The 17,074-nt window shown below is 43.0% G+C and carries 18 protein-coding genes and 1 pseudogene; 11 read left to right on the top strand and 8 right to left on the bottom strand.

Translation table 11 applies throughout. The annotated features are described in order from the left end of the window. The first annotated feature begins 2 nt into the window (after positions 1–2). The 5 genes from ccoS to ttcA all read left to right on the top strand — a co-directional run bounded on the left by ccoS (position 3) and on the right by ttcA (position 3,940). Positions 3–164 (top strand): cbb3-type cytochrome oxidase assembly protein CcoS, encoded by a 162-nt coding sequence (gene ccoS, locus IRQ95_RS00090; RefSeq protein ID WP_194434994.1) that lies wholly within the window; start codon positions 3–5, stop codon positions 162–164. Continuing rightward, positions 161–832: a sulfite exporter TauE/SafE family protein gene (locus IRQ95_RS00085; RefSeq protein WP_194434993.1), complete on the top strand. Its 672-nt coding sequence runs from the start codon at positions 161–163 to the stop codon at positions 830–832. The genes ccoS and IRQ95_RS00085 overlap by 4 nt, the downstream gene beginning before the upstream one ends. A gap of 91 nt (positions 833–923) precedes the next feature. Continuing rightward, positions 924–1,670, top strand: a complete 747-nt coding sequence (gene fnr / locus IRQ95_RS00080; RefSeq protein WP_194434992.1) for a fumarate/nitrate reduction transcriptional regulator Fnr — start codon at positions 924–926, stop codon at positions 1,668–1,670. Positions 1,671–1,856: 186 nt separating this feature from the next. Then, positions 1,857–2,804 (top strand): universal stress protein UspE, encoded by a 948-nt coding sequence (gene uspE, locus IRQ95_RS00075; protein WP_194434991.1) that lies wholly within the window; start codon positions 1,857–1,859, stop codon positions 2,802–2,804. A 203-nt stretch (positions 2,805–3,007) separates the two neighbouring features. After that, on the top strand, positions 3,008–3,940 hold the full coding sequence (gene ttcA / locus IRQ95_RS00070; protein WP_194434990.1) for a tRNA 2-thiocytidine(32) synthetase TtcA: 933 nt from the start codon (positions 3,008–3,010) through the stop codon (positions 3,938–3,940). Between the two features lie 77 nt (positions 3,941–4,017). Here the strand turns inward: ttcA and IRQ95_RS00065 are convergent, their stop codons facing one another. From IRQ95_RS00065 to IRQ95_RS00055, 3 genes are read right to left on the bottom strand one after another with little or no spacing between them, the layout of a single operon-like run. Next, positions 4,018–4,677 (bottom strand): DUF2987 domain-containing protein, encoded by a 660-nt coding sequence (locus IRQ95_RS00065; protein WP_194434989.1) that lies wholly within the window; start codon positions 4,675–4,677, stop codon positions 4,018–4,020. Beyond that, positions 4,677–5,504: a glucosaminidase domain-containing protein gene (locus IRQ95_RS00060; RefSeq protein WP_194434988.1), complete on the bottom strand. Its 828-nt coding sequence runs from the start codon at positions 5,502–5,504 to the stop codon at positions 4,677–4,679. The genes IRQ95_RS00065 and IRQ95_RS00060 overlap by 1 nt, the downstream gene beginning before the upstream one ends. After that, positions 5,497–6,294 (bottom strand): DUF2189 domain-containing protein, encoded by a 798-nt coding sequence (locus IRQ95_RS00055; RefSeq protein WP_194434987.1) that lies wholly within the window; start codon positions 6,292–6,294, stop codon positions 5,497–5,499. The genes IRQ95_RS00060 and IRQ95_RS00055 overlap by 8 nt, the downstream gene beginning before the upstream one ends. Positions 6,295–6,765: 471 nt before the next feature. Here IRQ95_RS00055 and potA point away from each other — a divergent pair, with 471 nt between their 5' ends. The 5 genes from potA to IRQ95_RS00030 all read left to right on the top strand — a co-directional run bounded on the left by potA (position 6,766) and on the right by IRQ95_RS00030 (position 11,865). Further along, positions 6,766–7,896, top strand: a complete 1,131-nt coding sequence (gene potA, locus IRQ95_RS00050) for a spermidine/putrescine ABC transporter ATP-binding protein PotA (RefSeq protein WP_194435444.1) — start codon at positions 6,766–6,768, stop codon at positions 7,894–7,896. Beyond that, positions 7,880–8,737: a spermidine/putrescine ABC transporter permease PotB gene (gene potB / locus IRQ95_RS00045; RefSeq protein WP_171972050.1), complete on the top strand. Its 858-nt coding sequence runs from the start codon at positions 7,880–7,882 to the stop codon at positions 8,735–8,737. The genes potA and potB overlap by 17 nt, the downstream gene beginning before the upstream one ends. Then, the gene (potC, locus tag IRQ95_RS00040) at positions 8,737–9,507 is read left to right on the top strand and encodes a spermidine/putrescine ABC transporter permease PotC (protein WP_075647941.1); all 771 of its coding nucleotides are present in this window, start codon (positions 8,737–8,739) and stop codon (positions 9,505–9,507) included. The genes potB and potC overlap by 1 nt, the downstream gene beginning before the upstream one ends. A 104-nt stretch (positions 9,508–9,611) precedes the next feature. Continuing rightward, the gene (locus IRQ95_RS00035; RefSeq protein WP_194434986.1) at positions 9,612–10,646 is read left to right on the top strand and encodes an extracellular solute-binding protein; all 1,035 of its coding nucleotides are present in this window, start codon (positions 9,612–9,614) and stop codon (positions 10,644–10,646) included. 184 nt (positions 10,647–10,830) lie between these two features. After that, entirely contained in the window at positions 10,831–11,865 is a 1,035-nt protein-coding gene (locus IRQ95_RS00030) for an extracellular solute-binding protein (protein ID WP_194434985.1), read from the top strand. Positions 11,866–11,939: 74 nt separating this feature from the next. Here the strand turns inward: IRQ95_RS00030 and cobB are convergent, their stop codons facing one another. Next, on the bottom strand, positions 11,940–12,671 hold the full coding sequence (cobB, locus tag IRQ95_RS00025; RefSeq protein WP_194434984.1) for a Sir2 family NAD+-dependent deacetylase: 732 nt from the start codon (positions 12,669–12,671) through the stop codon (positions 11,940–11,942). Between the two features lie 120 nt (positions 12,672–12,791). Here cobB and IRQ95_RS00020 point away from each other — a divergent pair, with 120 nt between their 5' ends. Beyond that, entirely contained in the window at positions 12,792–12,971 is a 180-nt protein-coding gene (locus IRQ95_RS00020; RefSeq protein WP_123781531.1) for a hypothetical protein, read from the top strand. 61 nt (positions 12,972–13,032) lie between these two features. Here the strand turns inward: IRQ95_RS00020 and IRQ95_RS00015 are convergent, their stop codons facing one another. The 4 genes and pseudogenes from IRQ95_RS00015 to IRQ95_RS22365 form a co-directional block, all read right to left on the bottom strand. Beyond that, positions 13,033–14,253 (bottom strand): ammonium transporter, encoded by a 1,221-nt coding sequence (locus tag IRQ95_RS00015; RefSeq protein ID WP_194434983.1) that lies wholly within the window; start codon positions 14,251–14,253, stop codon positions 13,033–13,035. Between the two features lie 519 nt (positions 14,254–14,772). Continuing rightward, on the bottom strand, positions 14,773–16,212 hold the full coding sequence (locus tag IRQ95_RS00010; RefSeq protein ID WP_194434982.1) for an OmpA family protein: 1,440 nt from the start codon (positions 16,210–16,212) through the stop codon (positions 14,773–14,775). Positions 16,213–16,281: 69 nt separating this feature from the next. After that, positions 16,282–16,806: a hypothetical protein gene (locus IRQ95_RS00005; RefSeq protein WP_194434981.1), complete on the bottom strand. Its 525-nt coding sequence runs from the start codon at positions 16,804–16,806 to the stop codon at positions 16,282–16,284. Between the two features lie 172 nt (positions 16,807–16,978). Further along, positions 16,979–17,074: pseudogene (locus IRQ95_RS22365) on the bottom strand (group II intron maturase-specific domain-containing protein); the annotation flags it as partial.

The raw sequence follows: 17,074 nt of genomic DNA, 5'->3' as shown, positions 1-17,074 counted from the left end.
TCATGGAAAGCCTCTATATTTTAATCCCTATTGCAATTGTGCTTGTCTGTGTCGCGGTCGGAATTTTCCTTTGGGCAGTAAAAAGCGAGCAGTTTGAGGATCTAGAACGTCAAGGTCATAACATATTGTTTGACGAGGACGATCAGGATAAAAATCACAAATGAATGCTGATTTTGTAGCCGCGTTTTTCATTGGCCTAGTCGGTGCTGGCCATTGTGTTGGTATGTGCGGTGGAATTGCCTCTCTTCTCTCCATGGGCAAGTCTAATCCGACCGCTTTGATCCCTCTTTATTACAATCTTGGTCGCATCGGTAGTTATGCATTGATCGGCGGAGTAATTGGTGGCGCGGTTTCGACTGTTGCAGACGTCGCAAATTTGAACCATAGCTTTGCCTGGCTGCGGTTGGTTGCCGCTTTGTTTATGGTGCTACTTGCTTGTTACATTGCTCGTTGGTGGCAAGGTTTATTAGTAGTAGAAAAGCTGGGGCAATCACTATGGAGATTTGTTTCTCCAGCAGGTAAAAAGCTACTACCACTTAAGAGCCCTCTTCATGCTATTCCTTTCGGCTTTGTTTGGGGATGGTTACCTTGCGGACTCGTCTATTCAACGCTTACATGGGCGGTGGTTTCAGGTAGTAGTCTCAACGGTGCTTTGATCATGATGGCATTTGGACTTGGGACTCTGCCAGCCATGGTTGCGGTTGGTTATGGTTCTCAGTATTTACATAAGTTGCAACAATCTTCGGTTTTTAGAAACATCGCAGCAGCGCTAATCTTGGCCTACGGCATTTATACGGCCTATGGATCCCTAAAATTATTAGCGCTAGGTTGATAGATTACTGTTTTTAAGCGCCTTTTTTAGCTACCTTTTATTAATTAGCGGTGGTAAAATATTGATGTATATCAAATAGTGAAAGGTTGTTATGATTTCTGAAAAGCCTGCAAAACGCATTCAGTCGGGTGGTTGTGCTATACATTGTCAAGATTGCAGCATTAGCCAGCTTTGCATTCCATTTACGCTAAATGAGTCTGAGCTGGATCAACTTGACCAAATCATTGAACGTAAGAAACCAATTCAAAAAGGCCAAGAACTATTTAAGGCTGGTGATGAGTTGAAGTCGCTTTACGCGATTCGTTCAGGCACCATCAAAAGTTACACTATTACAGAGCAAGGTGACGAACAGATTACAGCGTTCCACCTAGCTGGTGATTTGGTGGGCTTTGATGCAATTACTGATGACAGCCATCCTAGTTTCGCACAAGCTCTTGAAACATCTATGGTTTGTGAAATTCCATATGAAATTTTGGATGATCTTTCAGGAAAGATGCCTAAGCTTCGCCAACAAATTATGCGTTTGATGAGTAACGAAATCAAAGGCGACCAAGAAATGATCTTGTTGCTTTCAAAGAAGAACGCTGAAGAACGCTTAGCTGCATTTCTATACAACCTTTCTACGCGTTTCTCTCAACGTGGCTTTAGCCCACGTGAATTTCGTTTAACCATGACGCGCGGAGATATTGGTAACTACCTTGGGTTAACGGTTGAAACTATCAGCCGTCTATTGGGCCGTTTCCAAAAATCAGAAATTTTGAGCGTTAAAGGTAAGTACATCACCATTATTGACCACGATGCTCTGAAACACCTTGCTGGCGTTTCAACAGAATCTTAATAACTTCAATGATGTAGCTCTTTGATGAGCTACATCATACTTTCCCCCTGTTTCCCGCATTTTTTGCTAATAAATCTCATCGAACTACGCTAAAGTGAACTTATGCCCAACTATTTTTAAGACAATTGGGTAGATGTCGGCCCGGTTGACTTAGGTATAAGTCTCCTCTTCACTAAGGAGTTAACAATGAGTATTTATAATAACATCCTAGTAGTAGCCAATATTAATAGCGACGAGCAACCTGCACTTGCGCGCGCTATGCAATTAGCTGCCAAAAGCCGCTCTCGCAGTCACATAACGTTCTTCCTTTCCATTTATGATTTCTCATATGATATGACATCTATGCTCTCGGTTGATGAGAGAGATGCCATGCGTAGAGGCGTTATTCATCAACGTGAACAGTGGATGCGAACTGTAGCTGAGCCCTACATTAATGATTCAATTGATTTCGATGTTGTCGTTGTATGGCATAACCGTCCATACGAAGCCGTAATCGCGCAGGTATTTGCAGGCGAGCACGACATTGTAATTAAAGGCACACGCAAGCATGATGTTTTAGAGTCAGTCATTTTCACCCCGACTGATTGGCACTTATTGCGTAAATGCCCAGCCCCTGTGTTGTTAGTTAAAAACTCAGAATGGCCAGAAAATGCGAGTATTCTTGCTTCTGTTCATGTGGGCTCTGAAAATGAAACCCATCAAACCTTAAATGATTCGATGGTCGACCAACTGAATAGCTTGTCAGAGCGTCTAGGTGCTCGCCCATACTTAGTCAACGCTTATCCGGTCACGCCGGCTAATATAACCATTGAGTTGCCTGAGTTTGATCCGACCACTTACACTGATGCAGTACGTGGTCATCACTTAACCGCGATGAAAGCATTACGTCAGAAACATGGTTACGATGAAGAACAGACCATTGTCGAGCAAGGTTTACCAGAAGATATCATCCCAGAGGCAGCACAAAAACTTAACGCTGCGATGGTCATTATCGGTACAACGGGCCGTACTGGCTTATCTGCCGTGTTTATTGGTAACACCGCGGAACACGTTATTGATAAGATAAATTGTGACGTTATGGCATTAAAACCAGAAGGCTATATTAGTCCGTTGGACCCAGCAACCGCTATCTAACACGTTGAATTACATTCCCCTCACTATCGAGGGGAATTTTCTATCCCACTTAATTCTATACAAGTATCTTCCGTCCAAGCATCGAAACCACTGGCTTCTCGGTGATTTATCCGTATTATACGCCCTTCGTACTTTTCTTAAGGCATTTATGGCCTTATTTGAGTATTGATGTGTTTTAAGATTACAGATAAGACTGCGAACTAATGACCGAGCAAACTCAAGAGCTAACTAAAGCTCAACAATATAATTTCAACAAACTTCAAAAGCGCATCCGCCGCAACACTGGCCAAGCGATCCAAGACTTCAACATGATTGAAGATGGCGACCGCATCATGGTTTGTCTATCTGGCGGTAAAGATAGCTTCACTATGTTGGAAATACTGATGAGCCTGCAAAAGAGCGCGCCTATTTCATTCTCATTAGTGGCGGTAAACTTAGACCAGAAACAACCAGGCTTCCCTGGTCACATTCTGCCTGAGTACTTAGAATCAATTGGCGTTGAGTACAAGATTGTAGAAGAAGACACGTACTCAATCGTGCAAGATAAGATCCCTGAAGGTAAAACGACGTGTTCACTATGTTCACGCCTGCGTCGCGGTATTTTGTACCGCACGGCAAAAGAGCTCGGCGCAACTAAGATTGCTTTGGGGCACCACCGTGACGATATCCTAGAAACATTGTTCCTAAACATGTTCCACGGCGGGAAAATGAAAGGCATGCCACCTAAATTGGTTTCAGACAATGGTGAACACGTTGTTATTCGTCCGCTAGCATACTGCCGTGAAAAAGATATCATCAAGTATGCTGACATGCGTGAATACCCTATCATTCCTTGTAATCTATGTGGTTCACAGCCAAACCTACAACGTCAAAACATTAAGCAGATGCTAAACGATTGGGACAAGCGTTTTCCTGGCCGTATTGAGAGCATGTTCCGCGCAATGCAAAACGTGGTACCTAGCCACCTAGCAGATTTTGAACTGTTTGACTTCAAATCGATTGATCGTGATTCAGGCGTAATTAACGGCGGCGACATCGGTTTTGATAAAGAAGAGATCCCTGCACAAAACTTTGTTGATGAAGATATCGTGCAAGAGTTTGACCCTAGCCTTAAGCTAGATGTAACAAACTTATAAGTTGTCTTACGCAACACGTTATTAAAGAAAAAGGTCGCATCTGCGACCTTTTTTACGTTTACGTAAATTGGTGAGTATTACTTTGCTTTAGGCAAATATGGCAGCACTCTAGCTGTTGGTTCAGGTAACGTCATTGAACCCCCTTCACCAATCTCGCTCAAAGCAATTTGAACCTTGCCGTTTACAATCGGCTTGGTTGTCCCATTAGAGAAGCTAACCTGAGAGTTAAGTTCATTAGCAAATTCTAGTGTTACACCTTCAACATCCGGCGTAAACCAGCTAGCGAACATACCACCTAGCTCAACTAGGATCGCTTGCATTTGGGGTAGTAATACTTTTACTTCTTCGTAATTAACTTGTCCATCAAATGGCTCTTTGGTCATCACAACCATTGAGAAATCACAACGCATGTCCTGAGGTGTGTCGACAAACACCAGAGGGTTGGCAGATTTTAAGTTGTCATCAAGTGGCACCATAACCTCTTGATAATCCGATATCTTAAGCTCTTCGTAATGTTCCTCTTTTTCCATCCAAGCTTTCTCTATATTACAGAGTTTTTTGGTGTCAGCGTTGACAAAGAAGAACCCTACTTTCACATCGTCATGCCCTCCATTGGCATTTTTCTTCATATGTGAATAGAGCTTTGAATAAGTGAACATGTATTCTTGAGCTTGGCTAGGTAAAGCAACAGCGCCTAAAAGCGCTGTTGTTAAAAGTGTGAGCGTTACTTTTTTCATCAATTCGTTTGATCGTTATAATTTGTCCAGAACTTGTCATTATGTCTGATCATTGTCTGCAAGTCCTTGACGTACGCCTCACCTCGCTCAGAATACTTGAGTAATCCATTAGTTAGTGCAACTGCGGCTTGTGTATCAATCAAGCTTTGGCCTTCATTTTGGCGGTCAAAACGAATAGCACGTAGATCAAAGTAAGCTTTGTTGCGGTTCACATTCATAAAATAACGATGTATGGATTCTTGTACTGACTCAAATTTTGCAACTTCATGATACGAGCCTTCGCTACGTTGTAACGGAACAAGGCCGCAGCCTTCGGTGTAACACCACTGCCCAAAGTAGTTATTGCCTTTAGTCGCGAATCGCGATGTGCCCCATGCTGATTCATTCGCGGCTTGGGTCATCACTAACGCTTCAGGTAACACGTTAACGCGATGAAGCATTTTATCTAACCACGCTTCCGTAATGCCTTCAGTGGTGAGCTCTACGTCATACAGTTGACCTAAACGCTTAGCATAACTGTTGTCTTCACTGCTGAGTTTATTCGTGTGATAGTTACTTTCAATGCGAACCAAGCGTGCACGCTCTTTTTGTACACGTTGATTTTCTAGTTCAACACCTGGTCTCAGATAGTCAAAGAAAGCTTTCTTTTTAAGATTTACATCTTCAAAGCCCGCAAAATTAGGTGCCGCCCCAACTGCTTTCCCGATAAATACCACATTATTGGTTGAAGATTGTTCTTCGTCTTCAGGTTGAAATTCAAAGTGGTACCAACCAAAAACAGCCACTGCAAGAGTGGCTGTTAGGGCGAAAAAGTCAATTTTACGCATTAAACACCTGTGGGTTATGGTCATCGTCATCTTTAGGTCTATCTGACGCGACAATTTTCAGCTTAATACCGAACATATTTCGGTAAATAATGCCTTTTACATGGAAGAAGAACGGTAAAACGAAAATTAGTCCGATACCGTAGAACATCGCCCCTGCAATAAACATCAGCATTACCATGATGTAAATGCCTGATAGGACGAAGATTTTCTTGTTAACTGCACGCAGTGACAACAACAGCGATTGCATTGGTGGCACTTGCTTTTCACAAATCAACAAAATTGAATTACTGAATGCTACAGATAAGTACATAGACAAGAACGGCAATAGCATTCCTGCTACCCCTTGCAACATTAAGCTAAATAGCGTTGCCAGAATGACTGGGATTGTATATTGCAGGCCTTTCATAATATGACGTGGCTTAGTTGTAAGTCCCGCTGAATGGCTCATCGCCATTAAACAGATACCCGCATAAATCGGCGCGCTTATCACTTCGTAACTGAAGTTAGCTATATATATCGCTTGCACAATGGATGGATTGAATGCTTCTGGGTCGGTAATCGCATCGAAAATCATCGATGGGTCACCAAGTTGTAACTTAAGTGCGATATAGAAAACACCGACTTGTACAAACAAAAGCATGATGATGGCTGGTGAAAATGACAGGAAGTTTTTCACAGTTTGTGCCCATGCTTCTCTAAATACATCTCCTGCTTTCAACTCATAGTTGCCGGAGACCGCACGTTCAATACTTCCACCTAGGTTAAAGTCTTTTTCTATATCATTACTCATTATCAAATCCGGCTTAAAATTACGATTTCGCATGATTGTACCTGAGTAGAACATCGCTCTCAGATACATGGCATTAAAAATACCGTGAATGTCACTCTATAGGCACTCTCTATAGGCAATCTTAACGCTGTAAGTAAAAATTGCGACTTTGCGCATTATACTTAAAGCCTCTGAAGACTCACATGGAATCTACTTTGCTCGCTTGCTTTCTTGTTCGTTTGGTTGATAATTAACCAGCATAGTTATAAATCATCAAGGGTTTACGTTGAAATTGATGCATTTAACTTCCCAGTATAGAAGCACGCAACTTCCGTAAAAACAGTATGGTAAAGAATCTTTACTTTTACCTGCGAAAAATTTTCTATTCTGAAGAAAGAAAATGCTTTGAATTCACACTATTGGTGATTATCATGCGCGGCTCTAATTGTGTAACTGCGGGTCATTTACGATTTTGAGCTTAGAATGACCAATGTGGGAGAAAAACAGACGTTGAATAAACAAACAGCAGAGCAACCAGTTATCCGTTTAACTGGGATTAGTAAGAGTTTCGATGGCAAGGAAATCATCGGTAATCTTAACCTTGATGTTAACCACGGTGAATTTTTAACAATTCTAGGTCCATCAGGTTGTGGTAAAACCACCGTTCTTAGGATGATTGCAGGTTTTGAAACCGCTGATAATGGTAGCATTATCCTTGACGGTCAAAACGTCACTCAGGTTCCTGCTGAGCAGCGCCATGTAAATACTGTATTCCAAAGTTACGCCCTATTCCCTCATATGACCGTGTTTGAAAACGTGGCATTTGGCCTGCGCATGCAGAAAGTGGCAGAAGCTGAAATCGAGCCTCGTGTAATGGAAGCACTACGCATGGTTCGCCTTGAGAAAATGGCGCAGCGTAAGCCACACCAACTTTCAGGTGGTCAACAACAACGTATCGCGATTGCGCGCGCTGTAGTTAACAAACCTAAAGTTCTACTACTAGACGAATCTTTGTCTGCACTTGATTACAAACTGCGTAAGCAGATGCAAATCGAGCTTAAGCAGCTACAGCGTCAACTAGGTATCACCTTTATCTTCGTAACACACGACCAAGAAGAAGCACTGTCTATGTCTGACCGCATTATCGTTATGCGTGAAGGTGTGATCGAGCAAGATGGTTCGCCACGTGAAATCTACGAAGAGCCAAAGAACCTGTTTGTTGCTCGCTTTATCGGTGAAATCAACGTATTCAACACAGAGATGCTTGAGCGTCTAGATGAGAAGCGTATTCGCGCATCAATCGAAGGTGTTGAGTCAGTGGTTTACTACGACCAAGAAGCAAACCCAGGCGATAAACTTCAAGTACTACTTCGCCCAGAAGACTTACGCATCGAAGAGATCAAAGAGTCTGAACAACGCGGAATTGTAGGTCACGTTGTAGAACGTACTTACAAGGGTATGACTCTTGATTCAGTTATCGAACTTGAATCAGGCATGCGCGTAATGGTAAGTGAGTTCTTCAACGAAGACGATCCAGATGTGGATCACTCTCTTGGCCAAAAGGTTGCTATTACTTGGGTTGAAAGCTGGGAGGTTGTACTAAATGATGAGCAAGAAGATTAGTCTTCAGAACGCTATCATCGCTCTGATTGTTGGCTGGCTAACGCTATTTGTGTTAGTGCCAAACCTAATGATCATCGGTACCAGCTTTCTGACTCGTGACGAAGCAAACCTTATCGAAATGACGTTTACTTTCGATAACTACCTGCGCTTAATGGATCCGCTATACGCGAAAGTGCTGATGCACTCTTTCTACATGGCGATCGTTGCGACGGTACTGTGTTTGATTATCGGTTACCCATTTGCTTACATCGTAGCGAAAATGCCAGAGAAATGGCGTCCGTTCATGCTGTTCTTGGTGATTGTTCCTTTTTGGACTAACTCACTGATCCGTACTTACGGTTTGAAAATTGTATTGGGTACGCAAGGCATCTTGAACAAATCGTTAATGGCGATGGAAATCATCGATAAGCCACTTCGCCTTATGTACACCGAAACAGCGGTTATGATTGGTCTAGTATACATCCTGCTACCATTTATGATTCTGCCGCTGTACAGCGCAATCGAGAAGTTAGACGGTACATACATTGAAGCAGCAAAAGACTTGGGTGCAAATAAGTTCCAGACTTTTACTCGTGTGATTCTACCGTTAACTATGCCAGGTATCATCGGTGGCTGTCTGCTGGTTCTACTTCCAGCACTAGGTATGTTCTACATCTCTGACCTACTAGGTGGTGCGAAGAACCTACTAATTGGTAACGTAATCAAGAGCCAAGTGCTTAACGCACGTGACTGGCCATTTGGTGCGGCAACCAGTATTGCCCTCACCTTCGCCATGGCTGTGATGCTATACGCCTACTACAGAGCAGGTAAACTATTGAACAAGAAAGTGGAGCTAGACTAATGGGACGTACAGTTAGATTTAGCTTTATGACGCTAGTGTATGCGTTTCTATACCTTCCTATCATCGTTCTAATCGTTAACTCATTTAACGATAACCGCTTTGGTATGAAATGGGGTGGCTTTACTACCAAATGGTATGAAACGCTGATCAATAACGACAGCTTAATGCAAGCAGCATGGCACTCGTTAAACGTTGCAGTGTTTTCAGCAACAGCTGCTACACTTATCGGTAGTTTAACTGCTGTTGCCCTATTCCGTTACTCGTTTAAGGGTAAAGGTCTAGTAAACGGTATGCTTTTCGTAGTTATGATGTCACCAGATATCGTGATGGCGATTTCGCTACTGGCGCTATTCCTAGTAATGGGTGCACAGCTTGGATTCCTGACTCTGTTGGTAGCGCATATAACTTTCTGTCTACCGTTTGTAGTGGTTTCTGTATACAGCCGTTTAAATGGTTTCGATGTGAAAATGTTGGAAGCGGCAAAAGATCTTGGCGCAAGCGAATGGGTGATTCTAAAACAAATCATTCTTCCTCTGGCTAAGCCAGCAGTTGCGGCAGGTTGGTTGTTAAGCTTTACGTTATCGTTAGACGACGTGATCATCAGTTCATTTGTAACTGGTCCAACATACGAAATTTTGCCATTGAAGATTTACTCGATGGTCAAAGTGGGCATCTCTCCAGAGGTGAATGCCCTTGCGACAGTCATGCTGATTATTTCTTTAGCGCTTGTAGTAACTTCGCAGTTGCTTGCAAGGGAAAAAGTGAAGTAGAATCGCGGACTTTTCACGAAACAGAATGGCAAAGCCATTCTGTTTTACTTTAAACGCTCAGTTATTTGTATTCTGAGCAACGTTTGGTTTGGAGACTAACGTCGATGAAAAAATGGGCTACTCTATTAGCTGGTAGTGCATGTGCGCTTTCTCTGTTCTCTGGTTCAGTGGCAGCGGACGAAAACAAAGAATTGGTATTTATGAACTGGGGTCCTTACATTAACAGTAATATCCTAGAACAATTTACCGAAGAAACAGGCATCAAAGTAATCTACTCAACTTATGAGTCGAATGAAACTTTGTATGCAAAGCTAAAGACTCATAACCAAGGTTACGATCTAGTTGTGCCTTCTACGTACTTCGTAGCGAAGATGCGTGATGAAGGTATGCTTCAGAAGATTGACAAGTCTAAACTGACTAACTTCAAGAACCTAGATGCAAACTACCTAGACAAGCCATTCGATCCAAACAACGACTACTCTATTCCACACGTCGTTGCGATCACTGGTCTTGCGGTTAATACTGATATGTACGATCCAAATGACTTCCAAAGCTGGACTGACCTATGGAAACCTGAGCTTGAAGGTCAAGTAATGCTAATGGACGATACTCGTGAAGTATTCCACATTGCACTACGTAAGCTAGGTTACTCTGGTAACTCTACGGATCCAAAACAGATTGACGAAGCATACGCGGAACTACAAAAGCTAATGCCTAACGTTCTACTATTCAACTCTGATAACCCAGGTGCTCCTTACATGTCTGGTGAAGTTGGTGTTGGTATGCTTTGGAACGGTTCTGCTGCTGCTGCACAAAAAGAAGGTCTACCACTTAAACTTGTATTCCCTAAAGAAGGCGGTATTGGTTGGGTAGATAACTTTGCTATCTCTTCTGGCGCGAAAAACGTAGAAGCGGCTCACAAGATGATCGACTTCCTACTACGCCCAGAAATCGCAGAGCAAATTTCTGGTGACACTGGTTACCTAACAGCGGTTAAAGCATCTAACGACAAGTTCCAAGATGTTGCACCACTGTTCCCATCTCAAGAAGATCTTGACCGCGTAGAATGGCAAGACTCTGTTGGTGATCTGACGGTTAAATACGAAGATTACTTCTTAAAGCTTAAAGCAGGTCAATAAACCGCTTGATAGCATTTAAAAAAGGCAGCATTCGCTGCCTTTTTTATTTGGGGGCTGATATAATCGCGTGCTGCTAGATTATTCATAATCTAGTCATAATCACTTTTATACTTTTATATGCTGACTCAGAGGATATTATCAGGATTGGTAATGTGCTGAATTGGTGAGATAAAACGGAAATATAATGAAAAGTAAATTCTATGCAGGCGCACTATGCGCAGCTGGCCTATTCGCTTCTTCGGCGATGGCTGCTGATCAAGAACTGTACTTCTACAACTGGTCGGAATACATCCCTAATGAAGTTCTTGAAGACTTTACAAAAGAAACTGGCATCAAAGTAATCTACTCAACGTACGAATCAAATGAGAGTATGTACGCGAAGTTGAAAACTCAAGGTGACGGTTACGATTTGGTAGTACCGTCTACTTACTTTGTATCTAAGATGCGCAAAGAAGGCATGCTCCAAAAAATTGATAAGTCGAAATTGTCACACTTTGCTGATCTGGATCCAAACTACCTAAACAAGCCTTTTGATCCAAACAACAACTTCTCTATCCCTTACATCTGGGGTGCGACAGGTATTGGTATCAACTCTGAAATGCTACCTAAAGACACAGTGAAAAACTGGTCTGATTTTTGGGACAGCAAGTGGGCTGGCCAGCTAATGCTAATGGATGATTCTCGTGAAGTATTCCATATCGCATTATCTAAACTAGGTTACTCACCTAACACAACCAACCCAGCTGAAATCGAAGCAGCGTATGAAGAGCTGAAAAAACTAATGCCAAATGTATTAGTCTTTAACTCAGACTTCCCTGCTAACCCATACCTAGCTGGTGAAGTATCACTAGGCATGCTTTGGAACGGTTCAGCATACATGGCTCGCCAAGAAGGCGCTCAGATCGATATCATCTGGCCTGAAAAAGGTGCGATTTTCTGGATGGATAGCTTAGCAATTCCAGCCGGTGCGAAAAACGTAGAAGCGGCTCACGAGATGATCGACTTCCTACTGCGTCCAGAGAACGCGGCTAAGATTGCACTAGAGATTGGTTACCCTACTCCAGTTAAAACTGCACTAGAGCTTCTACCAAAAGAATTTGCTAACGATCCAAATATCTTCCCACCACAGGAGATCATGGATAGCGGTGAATGGCAAGATGAAGTGGGTGAAGCAAGCGTGCTTTACGATGAGTACTTCCAAAAGCTGAAAGTACGATAATTTATTGTACTTACCAGAATTTAAAAGCGGCTACCTTGGTAGCCGCTTTTATTTATAGTGCGTAGCGCAGTCAACTAAGCTGTTCTAGCCTTTTTTACTGCAAGGATCTCATCAACCAGTTTTGGTACTTCAACACTCGCTTTACCGTAGCGCTTTTCTTTAAATTCACTCTCTACCGCACTGGGTTCTAAGTTAATTTCAATCGTGTGTGCGCCATGCATACGTGCATCATGTACAAAGCCTGCTGCTGGATACACCACCCCTGATGTACCTATCGAGACAAATAAGTCCGCTTTTTCAATCGCCGCGTAAATATCGCCCATGCGCAGTGGCATTTCACCAAACCACACGATATGTGGTCTCATCTGGGCCGGCATTTGGCAGCAATGGCACAATTCGCCGGTTTGGATATCTTCGCTGTGATCGATCACTTGGTTGGATTCGCTACAACGCGCTTTAAGTAATTCCCCGTGCATGTGAATGACATTTTCGCTACCACCACGCTCATGCAGATTATCGATGTTTTGCGTAATAATAGTCACGGTACCGTCTAGCTCGCGCTCCAAGCGCCCTAACGCATTATGCGCGGCGTTAGGCTTGATTGACTCATCTTGCAGTTTTTTACGACGTTGATTGTAGAAGTCTTGTACCAGATCAGGATTGCGCGCAAAACCTTCCGGTGTCGCCACATCTTCTATGCGGTGGTTTTCCCACAGTCCATCTTGGGTACGAAAAGTTTGAATCCCCGACTCAGCAGAGATGCCCGCGCCTGTAAGTACTACAATATTTCTATAAGGGAAATCCATAACCTATCCTTGTCATTCTTTTACTCAAGCTTAACACTGAAAGAATAACAACAGTAGTAATATGGATTAGACCATGGTCGTAATGCTGGTCATGAAAGTTAAAAATTGAGAGGAAAAGCAATGCTGAGATTGTCTCTAGTCGCTGTATTACTGACCGCACTTGCTGGGTGTCAACTAACCCATGTTGAAGGCGAAATCGATGATGTTCAAGTTAAGGTGAGCACTAAAGATAGCGACAACAAACACAATGGCAACTACAAATTTTGCCCGCCGGGACAAGCTAAAAAAGGAAATTGCTAACAATTATCGAGGACTGAGGTGCGTAGTTCACCTCAATCCCTACTCCAAAAATCCTAATTTATTAGTCGTCGTTCGTTGAAGAGATACGGTGAATGGTTAAATCTGCACCGTTGTACTCTTCTTCTTCTGAGAGTCTTAATCCCATCAGAGCGTTAATTACCCCGTACACAATCAAGGCACCAATCAGCGCGACAGAAATACCAAGCAAAGTCCCCAAAACCTGCACAGAAAAGCTTACGCCACCTAATCCGCCCAATGCTGATTGACCAAAAATTCCCGCCGCAATACCGCCCCAAGCACCGCAGACACCATGTAAAGGCCAGACACCTAATACATCATCAATCTTGGTTTTGTTTTGTAAGTAGGTAAATAGGAACACAAACAGTACGCCGGCAATTGCGCCGGTAATCAGTGCGCCAATTGGGTGCATTAAATCAGAGCCTGCGCAGATAGCCACAAGCCCCGCTAATGGTCCGTTGTGGATAAAGCCTGGGTCATTTTTACCCGCGATAAGTGACGCCACTATGCCACCTACCATCGCCATTAATGAGTTCATCGCGACTAAGCCACTGATGCCACTTAGGCTTTGCGCTGACATCACATTAAAGCCAAACCAGCCGACACATAAAATCCATGCGCCAAGCGCAAGAAACGGGATGTTTGAAGGGACAAAGTTAGTATGTTTGCCGGCGCGAATACGTCCTTTACGCATACCTAAGAAAATAACCGCTACTAACGCGATCCAACCACCTACGCCATGCACCACAACCGAACCAGCAAAATCATGAAACCCCACACCAAACTGCGCTTCAAACCATGCTTGAACACCAAAATTGCCATTCCAAATCATGCCTTCAAACAATGGATAAACAAGACCTACGGTAAAGAATGTTGCGATTAAAATTGGGTAAAATCGAGCGCGTTCGGCAATGCCGCCAGAAACAATGGCAGGTATCGCTGCTGCAAAGGTCAGTAAGAAGAAAAATTTCACTAACTCATAGCCATTACCTTGCGATAAAGTCTCTGCGTCAGCAAAAAAATTGGCGCCATACGCGACCCAATAACCAATAAAAAAATATGCGATGGCTGATATCCCGAAATCAGCAAGGATCTTAACTAAAGCGTTAACTTGGTTCTTTTGGCGCACCGTTCCCACTTCAAGAAACGCAAAGCCTGCATGCATCAAAAAAACCATAATGGCGCCAAGTAATAAGAAAAGTGTGTCGGAACTTTGAGTTAGTGTTTGTACAGCTCCATGTACCTGACTAGCAGTTACACTCATGATTAATTGTCTCCGTGTTTTGTAGCGCACTTATCCTGTGCATCAAATTTTTGATTTCACCATGATGGTGAAATCAATAACTAAGCGACTAATAGAGCAAAGAGTGTTCCAAGATCTAGTTATTCCATCAATAAACGCTATCGTACTGTAATTAATGATGTTTTTATCGTGATGCATAAATATCTGGGTGCCAGCAGTTACTTGAGGTGCACTGACGTGGGGAAATTGCACTAACTTAATGCACATGGATGATGCCCAACAAAAAAGCATTTACTCTCAAGTGATTAGTAGAAAAAGAGGATTGGTTTGCGGTAACAACTCAGTCTTAACTTGCGTATTAACCCCAATTGTCCGACTAATATAACGAACAAGTTGATGGATATACTCATAAATAAAAATAACTGTATATAAATACAGCTATTTAAGTGTTAAGTCGTTGTGCGACACTTAAGTCTGATATAGCAGCGACTTTTGCCGCTGCTTGAATGTAACACGATGGAGTTATTGTAACTCGATGTACTACTTACTATCTGAGCGTAATACAAGTTCGACGCGGCGGTTTTGTTTTTGCCCTTCTTCATGGAAGTTATTGGCGACAGGAGAGAACTCCCCCATGCCTCTTGGCGTTAATTGCCCTTTAGGAATGCTGTGTTGATTCACTAAGGCATTCACTACTGCTTGCGCTCGTCGCTCCGATAAAGAGGTATTATATTGTTGTTTACCTTTATCATCTGTATGCCCTACCACATAGAATAAACCTTGTGGATTCGCTTTGAGGTATTGGGTTAATGTTTCCAATACAGATACAGCTTCTGGCAGCATCTCATCGCTGTCATACTTAAACAGCAATCCATCTAAGGCAACGTATCCGTTTTGCTCAATGCCGTTAATCAACCCATCTAGGTCTATCTCAACGCGGCTGTCGACTAAAGCGGTCTCTTCAATAATGCGGACTTCGGTCCAAAGCGCACCTACATAACCCACCACATAAACCAAACCATGCACATTTCCCTCTGGGCGCAGTAGAGTGTAAAGGCGGTACTTTTGACTCTTGTCATTGCCGTTATCCACCACAGCTTTGATTTTTTGGATAAACTGAGTTTTCTTTCCACACTCATTGCCTGAACAACTTGCTTGAAGTTCAAAGCCAAGTTTCTCAAACGCCGCTTTGTAGTTGGCATCGACTTCATATTCCGAGTAAGTTCGGGGCAGCCGATAACCGATTGACGTGATCTTACCTTCACGCTGTTCAATTTTAAGCTGGTCTCCAACAGCGACTGGCGTCTGTTCAAAGCCCACCTGTTTATAATCGCGTATATAGGCGCCCGGCAAGCGTTGAATCATCGGGTGATCACTCGAGCCTCTTTTGTCTTTGTGCTTGAGATCTTGATACTCAATTTGCTTAACGTCCGAACCTAAGTAATCAGTGTTGATTGCCACCAAGTCTAATGGCTCTGGAATGATCTCTACCACATCAAGTTGTACGTTCATCGCATTTTGCCAGTTGGACGCATAAACAGAGACGTACAGCTCTTTGACGCCGCTTGATAGCTTAGCGGTGAGCAAAGAAGGTTTCTGTTTTGAGGTGGTGTTGAGTGGCGCAACCATTTTAAACAACTTATTTGCGTTACCACATTGCTCATTGTTACAACGATATATCACTTGAGCACCATGCTTTTCTAACTGAGCAGCATAGTTGTTCACCGCATGTTCTGGAAGATAACTTGGGGGCAATTTATAGTTGATACGCTGCAACTTTCCTTTGACAACCTCACTCTTTGGTTGGCTACCACTAATGTTGGTTATTATCCAATAGGGTGAATAGTGGCGTAGCATTTGCTTGTCCACCTTAGAGTCTGGCATTGGTGTAAAGAGATTGTCATCGGCAGACATCATTGTTGAAAATGATAGGCCGATGGTTAGCACCATCAAACGTCCAAATAAAGCGCGTGTTCTCATCCTTGTTCCTCGCTAATCATTCCACTTGTAAAAACCAACAGCCAGCGACCTGTGCGCGACTTGTTGATTTCACTTATTTATTATGTTTTCGATATAAGGCGTAACGCCTTCCATATGTTCAGTCGCTGCATTGGTTTTCTCGAGGGCGAGTTCACTCATCTGCTGCATTACGTGGTTCAATTTCTGAATATCTGCCTGTGTAAGTTTTGTTTTGCTGCTGATGTGAACTAACTCAGCTTCCAGAGCTTTTAGCTGTTCATCGATATTCATGTTGGCTTTATCAAGCGACTGAACGTGCTCATCCCACTGATGTAAGTCAGATAACGGTACACTGAGATATTGTTCAAATTGCTCGCTAACACACGCTTTAATAAGTGCTTCATTTGGGCTGTATTCAATATTGCAGAGTCTCAAAATCTCTGTGAATTGTTGCTCTAGTTCAGCCTCCCCAACCATGCTAACTTCAGATAAAGCGGCGAACCACCCATCCTTTTTGAGTCTTTCCACCTCGAGAGTACCCAATTCATCTTGGATGTTTTGGGCATTCACTGGCACAGTAAAAAAGCAAACAACAACGAAAATCATCCACTTCATTAATCTATATCTTCCAGTTGATAGTTGACGGATAAGTATTCGTTACATGATTGTGAAACACAATGAAACTTGGCGCGGAGTTTTCAAGGCAACCGACAGAATCGAATGTAATTTTTAATTCCGTTACGAGATAGAAAATCGAGTAGGAGGAGGCCTCACGGCCTCCGTCCTCTCACACCACCGTACAAGCGTGGGTCGCATACGGCGGTTCCGAATATACTTTTAGTGACTCATACCCATTTCGCAACGAGTACAGACCCAACTCCTC

This window comes from Vibrio fluminensis, assembly GCF_015278125.1.
Classification (GTDB): Bacteria; Pseudomonadota; Gammaproteobacteria; order Enterobacterales; family Vibrionaceae; genus Vibrio; species Vibrio fluminensis.
The sequence above is the reverse complement of the archived record's forward strand: the minus strand, read 5'-3'. Positions and strand labels throughout refer to the sequence as shown.

What these genes read in the sequence shown, in the direction of transcription:
- uspE (WP_194434991.1), top strand. Translation starts at nt 1,857, where the DNA reads ATGAGTATTTATAATAACATCCTAGTAGTAGCCAATATTAATAGCGAC.
- IRQ95_RS00015 (WP_194434983.1), bottom strand. Translation starts at nt 14,253, where the DNA reads ATGAGTGTAACTGCTAGTCAGGTACATGGAGCTGTACAAACACTAACT.
- potB (WP_171972050.1), top strand. Translation starts at nt 7,880, where the DNA reads ATGAGCAAGAAGATTAGTCTTCAGAACGCTATCATCGCTCTGATTGTT.
- IRQ95_RS00055 (WP_194434987.1), bottom strand. Translation starts at nt 6,294, where the DNA reads ATGAGTAATGATATAGAAAAAGACTTTAACCTAGGTGGAAGTATTGAA.
- IRQ95_RS00085 (WP_194434993.1), top strand. Translation starts at nt 161, where the DNA reads ATGAATGCTGATTTTGTAGCCGCGTTTTTCATTGGCCTAGTCGGTGCT.
- ccoS (WP_194434994.1), top strand. Translation starts at nt 3, where the DNA reads ATGGAAAGCCTCTATATTTTAATCCCTATTGCAATTGTGCTTGTCTGT.
- ttcA (WP_194434990.1), top strand. Translation starts at nt 3,008, where the DNA reads ATGACCGAGCAAACTCAAGAGCTAACTAAAGCTCAACAATATAATTTC.
- IRQ95_RS00010 (WP_194434982.1), bottom strand. Translation starts at nt 16,212, where the DNA reads ATGAGAACACGCGCTTTATTTGGACGTTTGATGGTGCTAACCATCGGC.
- IRQ95_RS00005 (WP_194434981.1), bottom strand. Translation starts at nt 16,806, where the DNA reads ATGAAGTGGATGATTTTCGTTGTTGTTTGCTTTTTTACTGTGCCAGTG.
- potC (WP_075647941.1), top strand. Translation starts at nt 8,737, where the DNA reads ATGGGACGTACAGTTAGATTTAGCTTTATGACGCTAGTGTATGCGTTT.
- IRQ95_RS00020 (WP_123781531.1), top strand. Translation starts at nt 12,792, where the DNA reads ATGCTGAGATTGTCTCTAGTCGCTGTATTACTGACCGCACTTGCTGGG.
- IRQ95_RS00030 (WP_194434985.1), top strand. Translation starts at nt 10,831, where the DNA reads ATGAAAAGTAAATTCTATGCAGGCGCACTATGCGCAGCTGGCCTATTC.
- IRQ95_RS00035 (WP_194434986.1), top strand. Translation starts at nt 9,612, where the DNA reads ATGAAAAAATGGGCTACTCTATTAGCTGGTAGTGCATGTGCGCTTTCT.
- cobB (WP_194434984.1), bottom strand. Translation starts at nt 12,671, where the DNA reads ATGGATTTCCCTTATAGAAATATTGTAGTACTTACAGGCGCGGGCATC.
- fnr (WP_194434992.1), top strand. Translation starts at nt 924, where the DNA reads ATGATTTCTGAAAAGCCTGCAAAACGCATTCAGTCGGGTGGTTGTGCT.
- IRQ95_RS00060 (WP_194434988.1), bottom strand. Translation starts at nt 5,504, where the DNA reads ATGCGTAAAATTGACTTTTTCGCCCTAACAGCCACTCTTGCAGTGGCT.
- IRQ95_RS00065 (WP_194434989.1), bottom strand. Translation starts at nt 4,677, where the DNA reads ATGAAAAAAGTAACGCTCACACTTTTAACAACAGCGCTTTTAGGCGCT.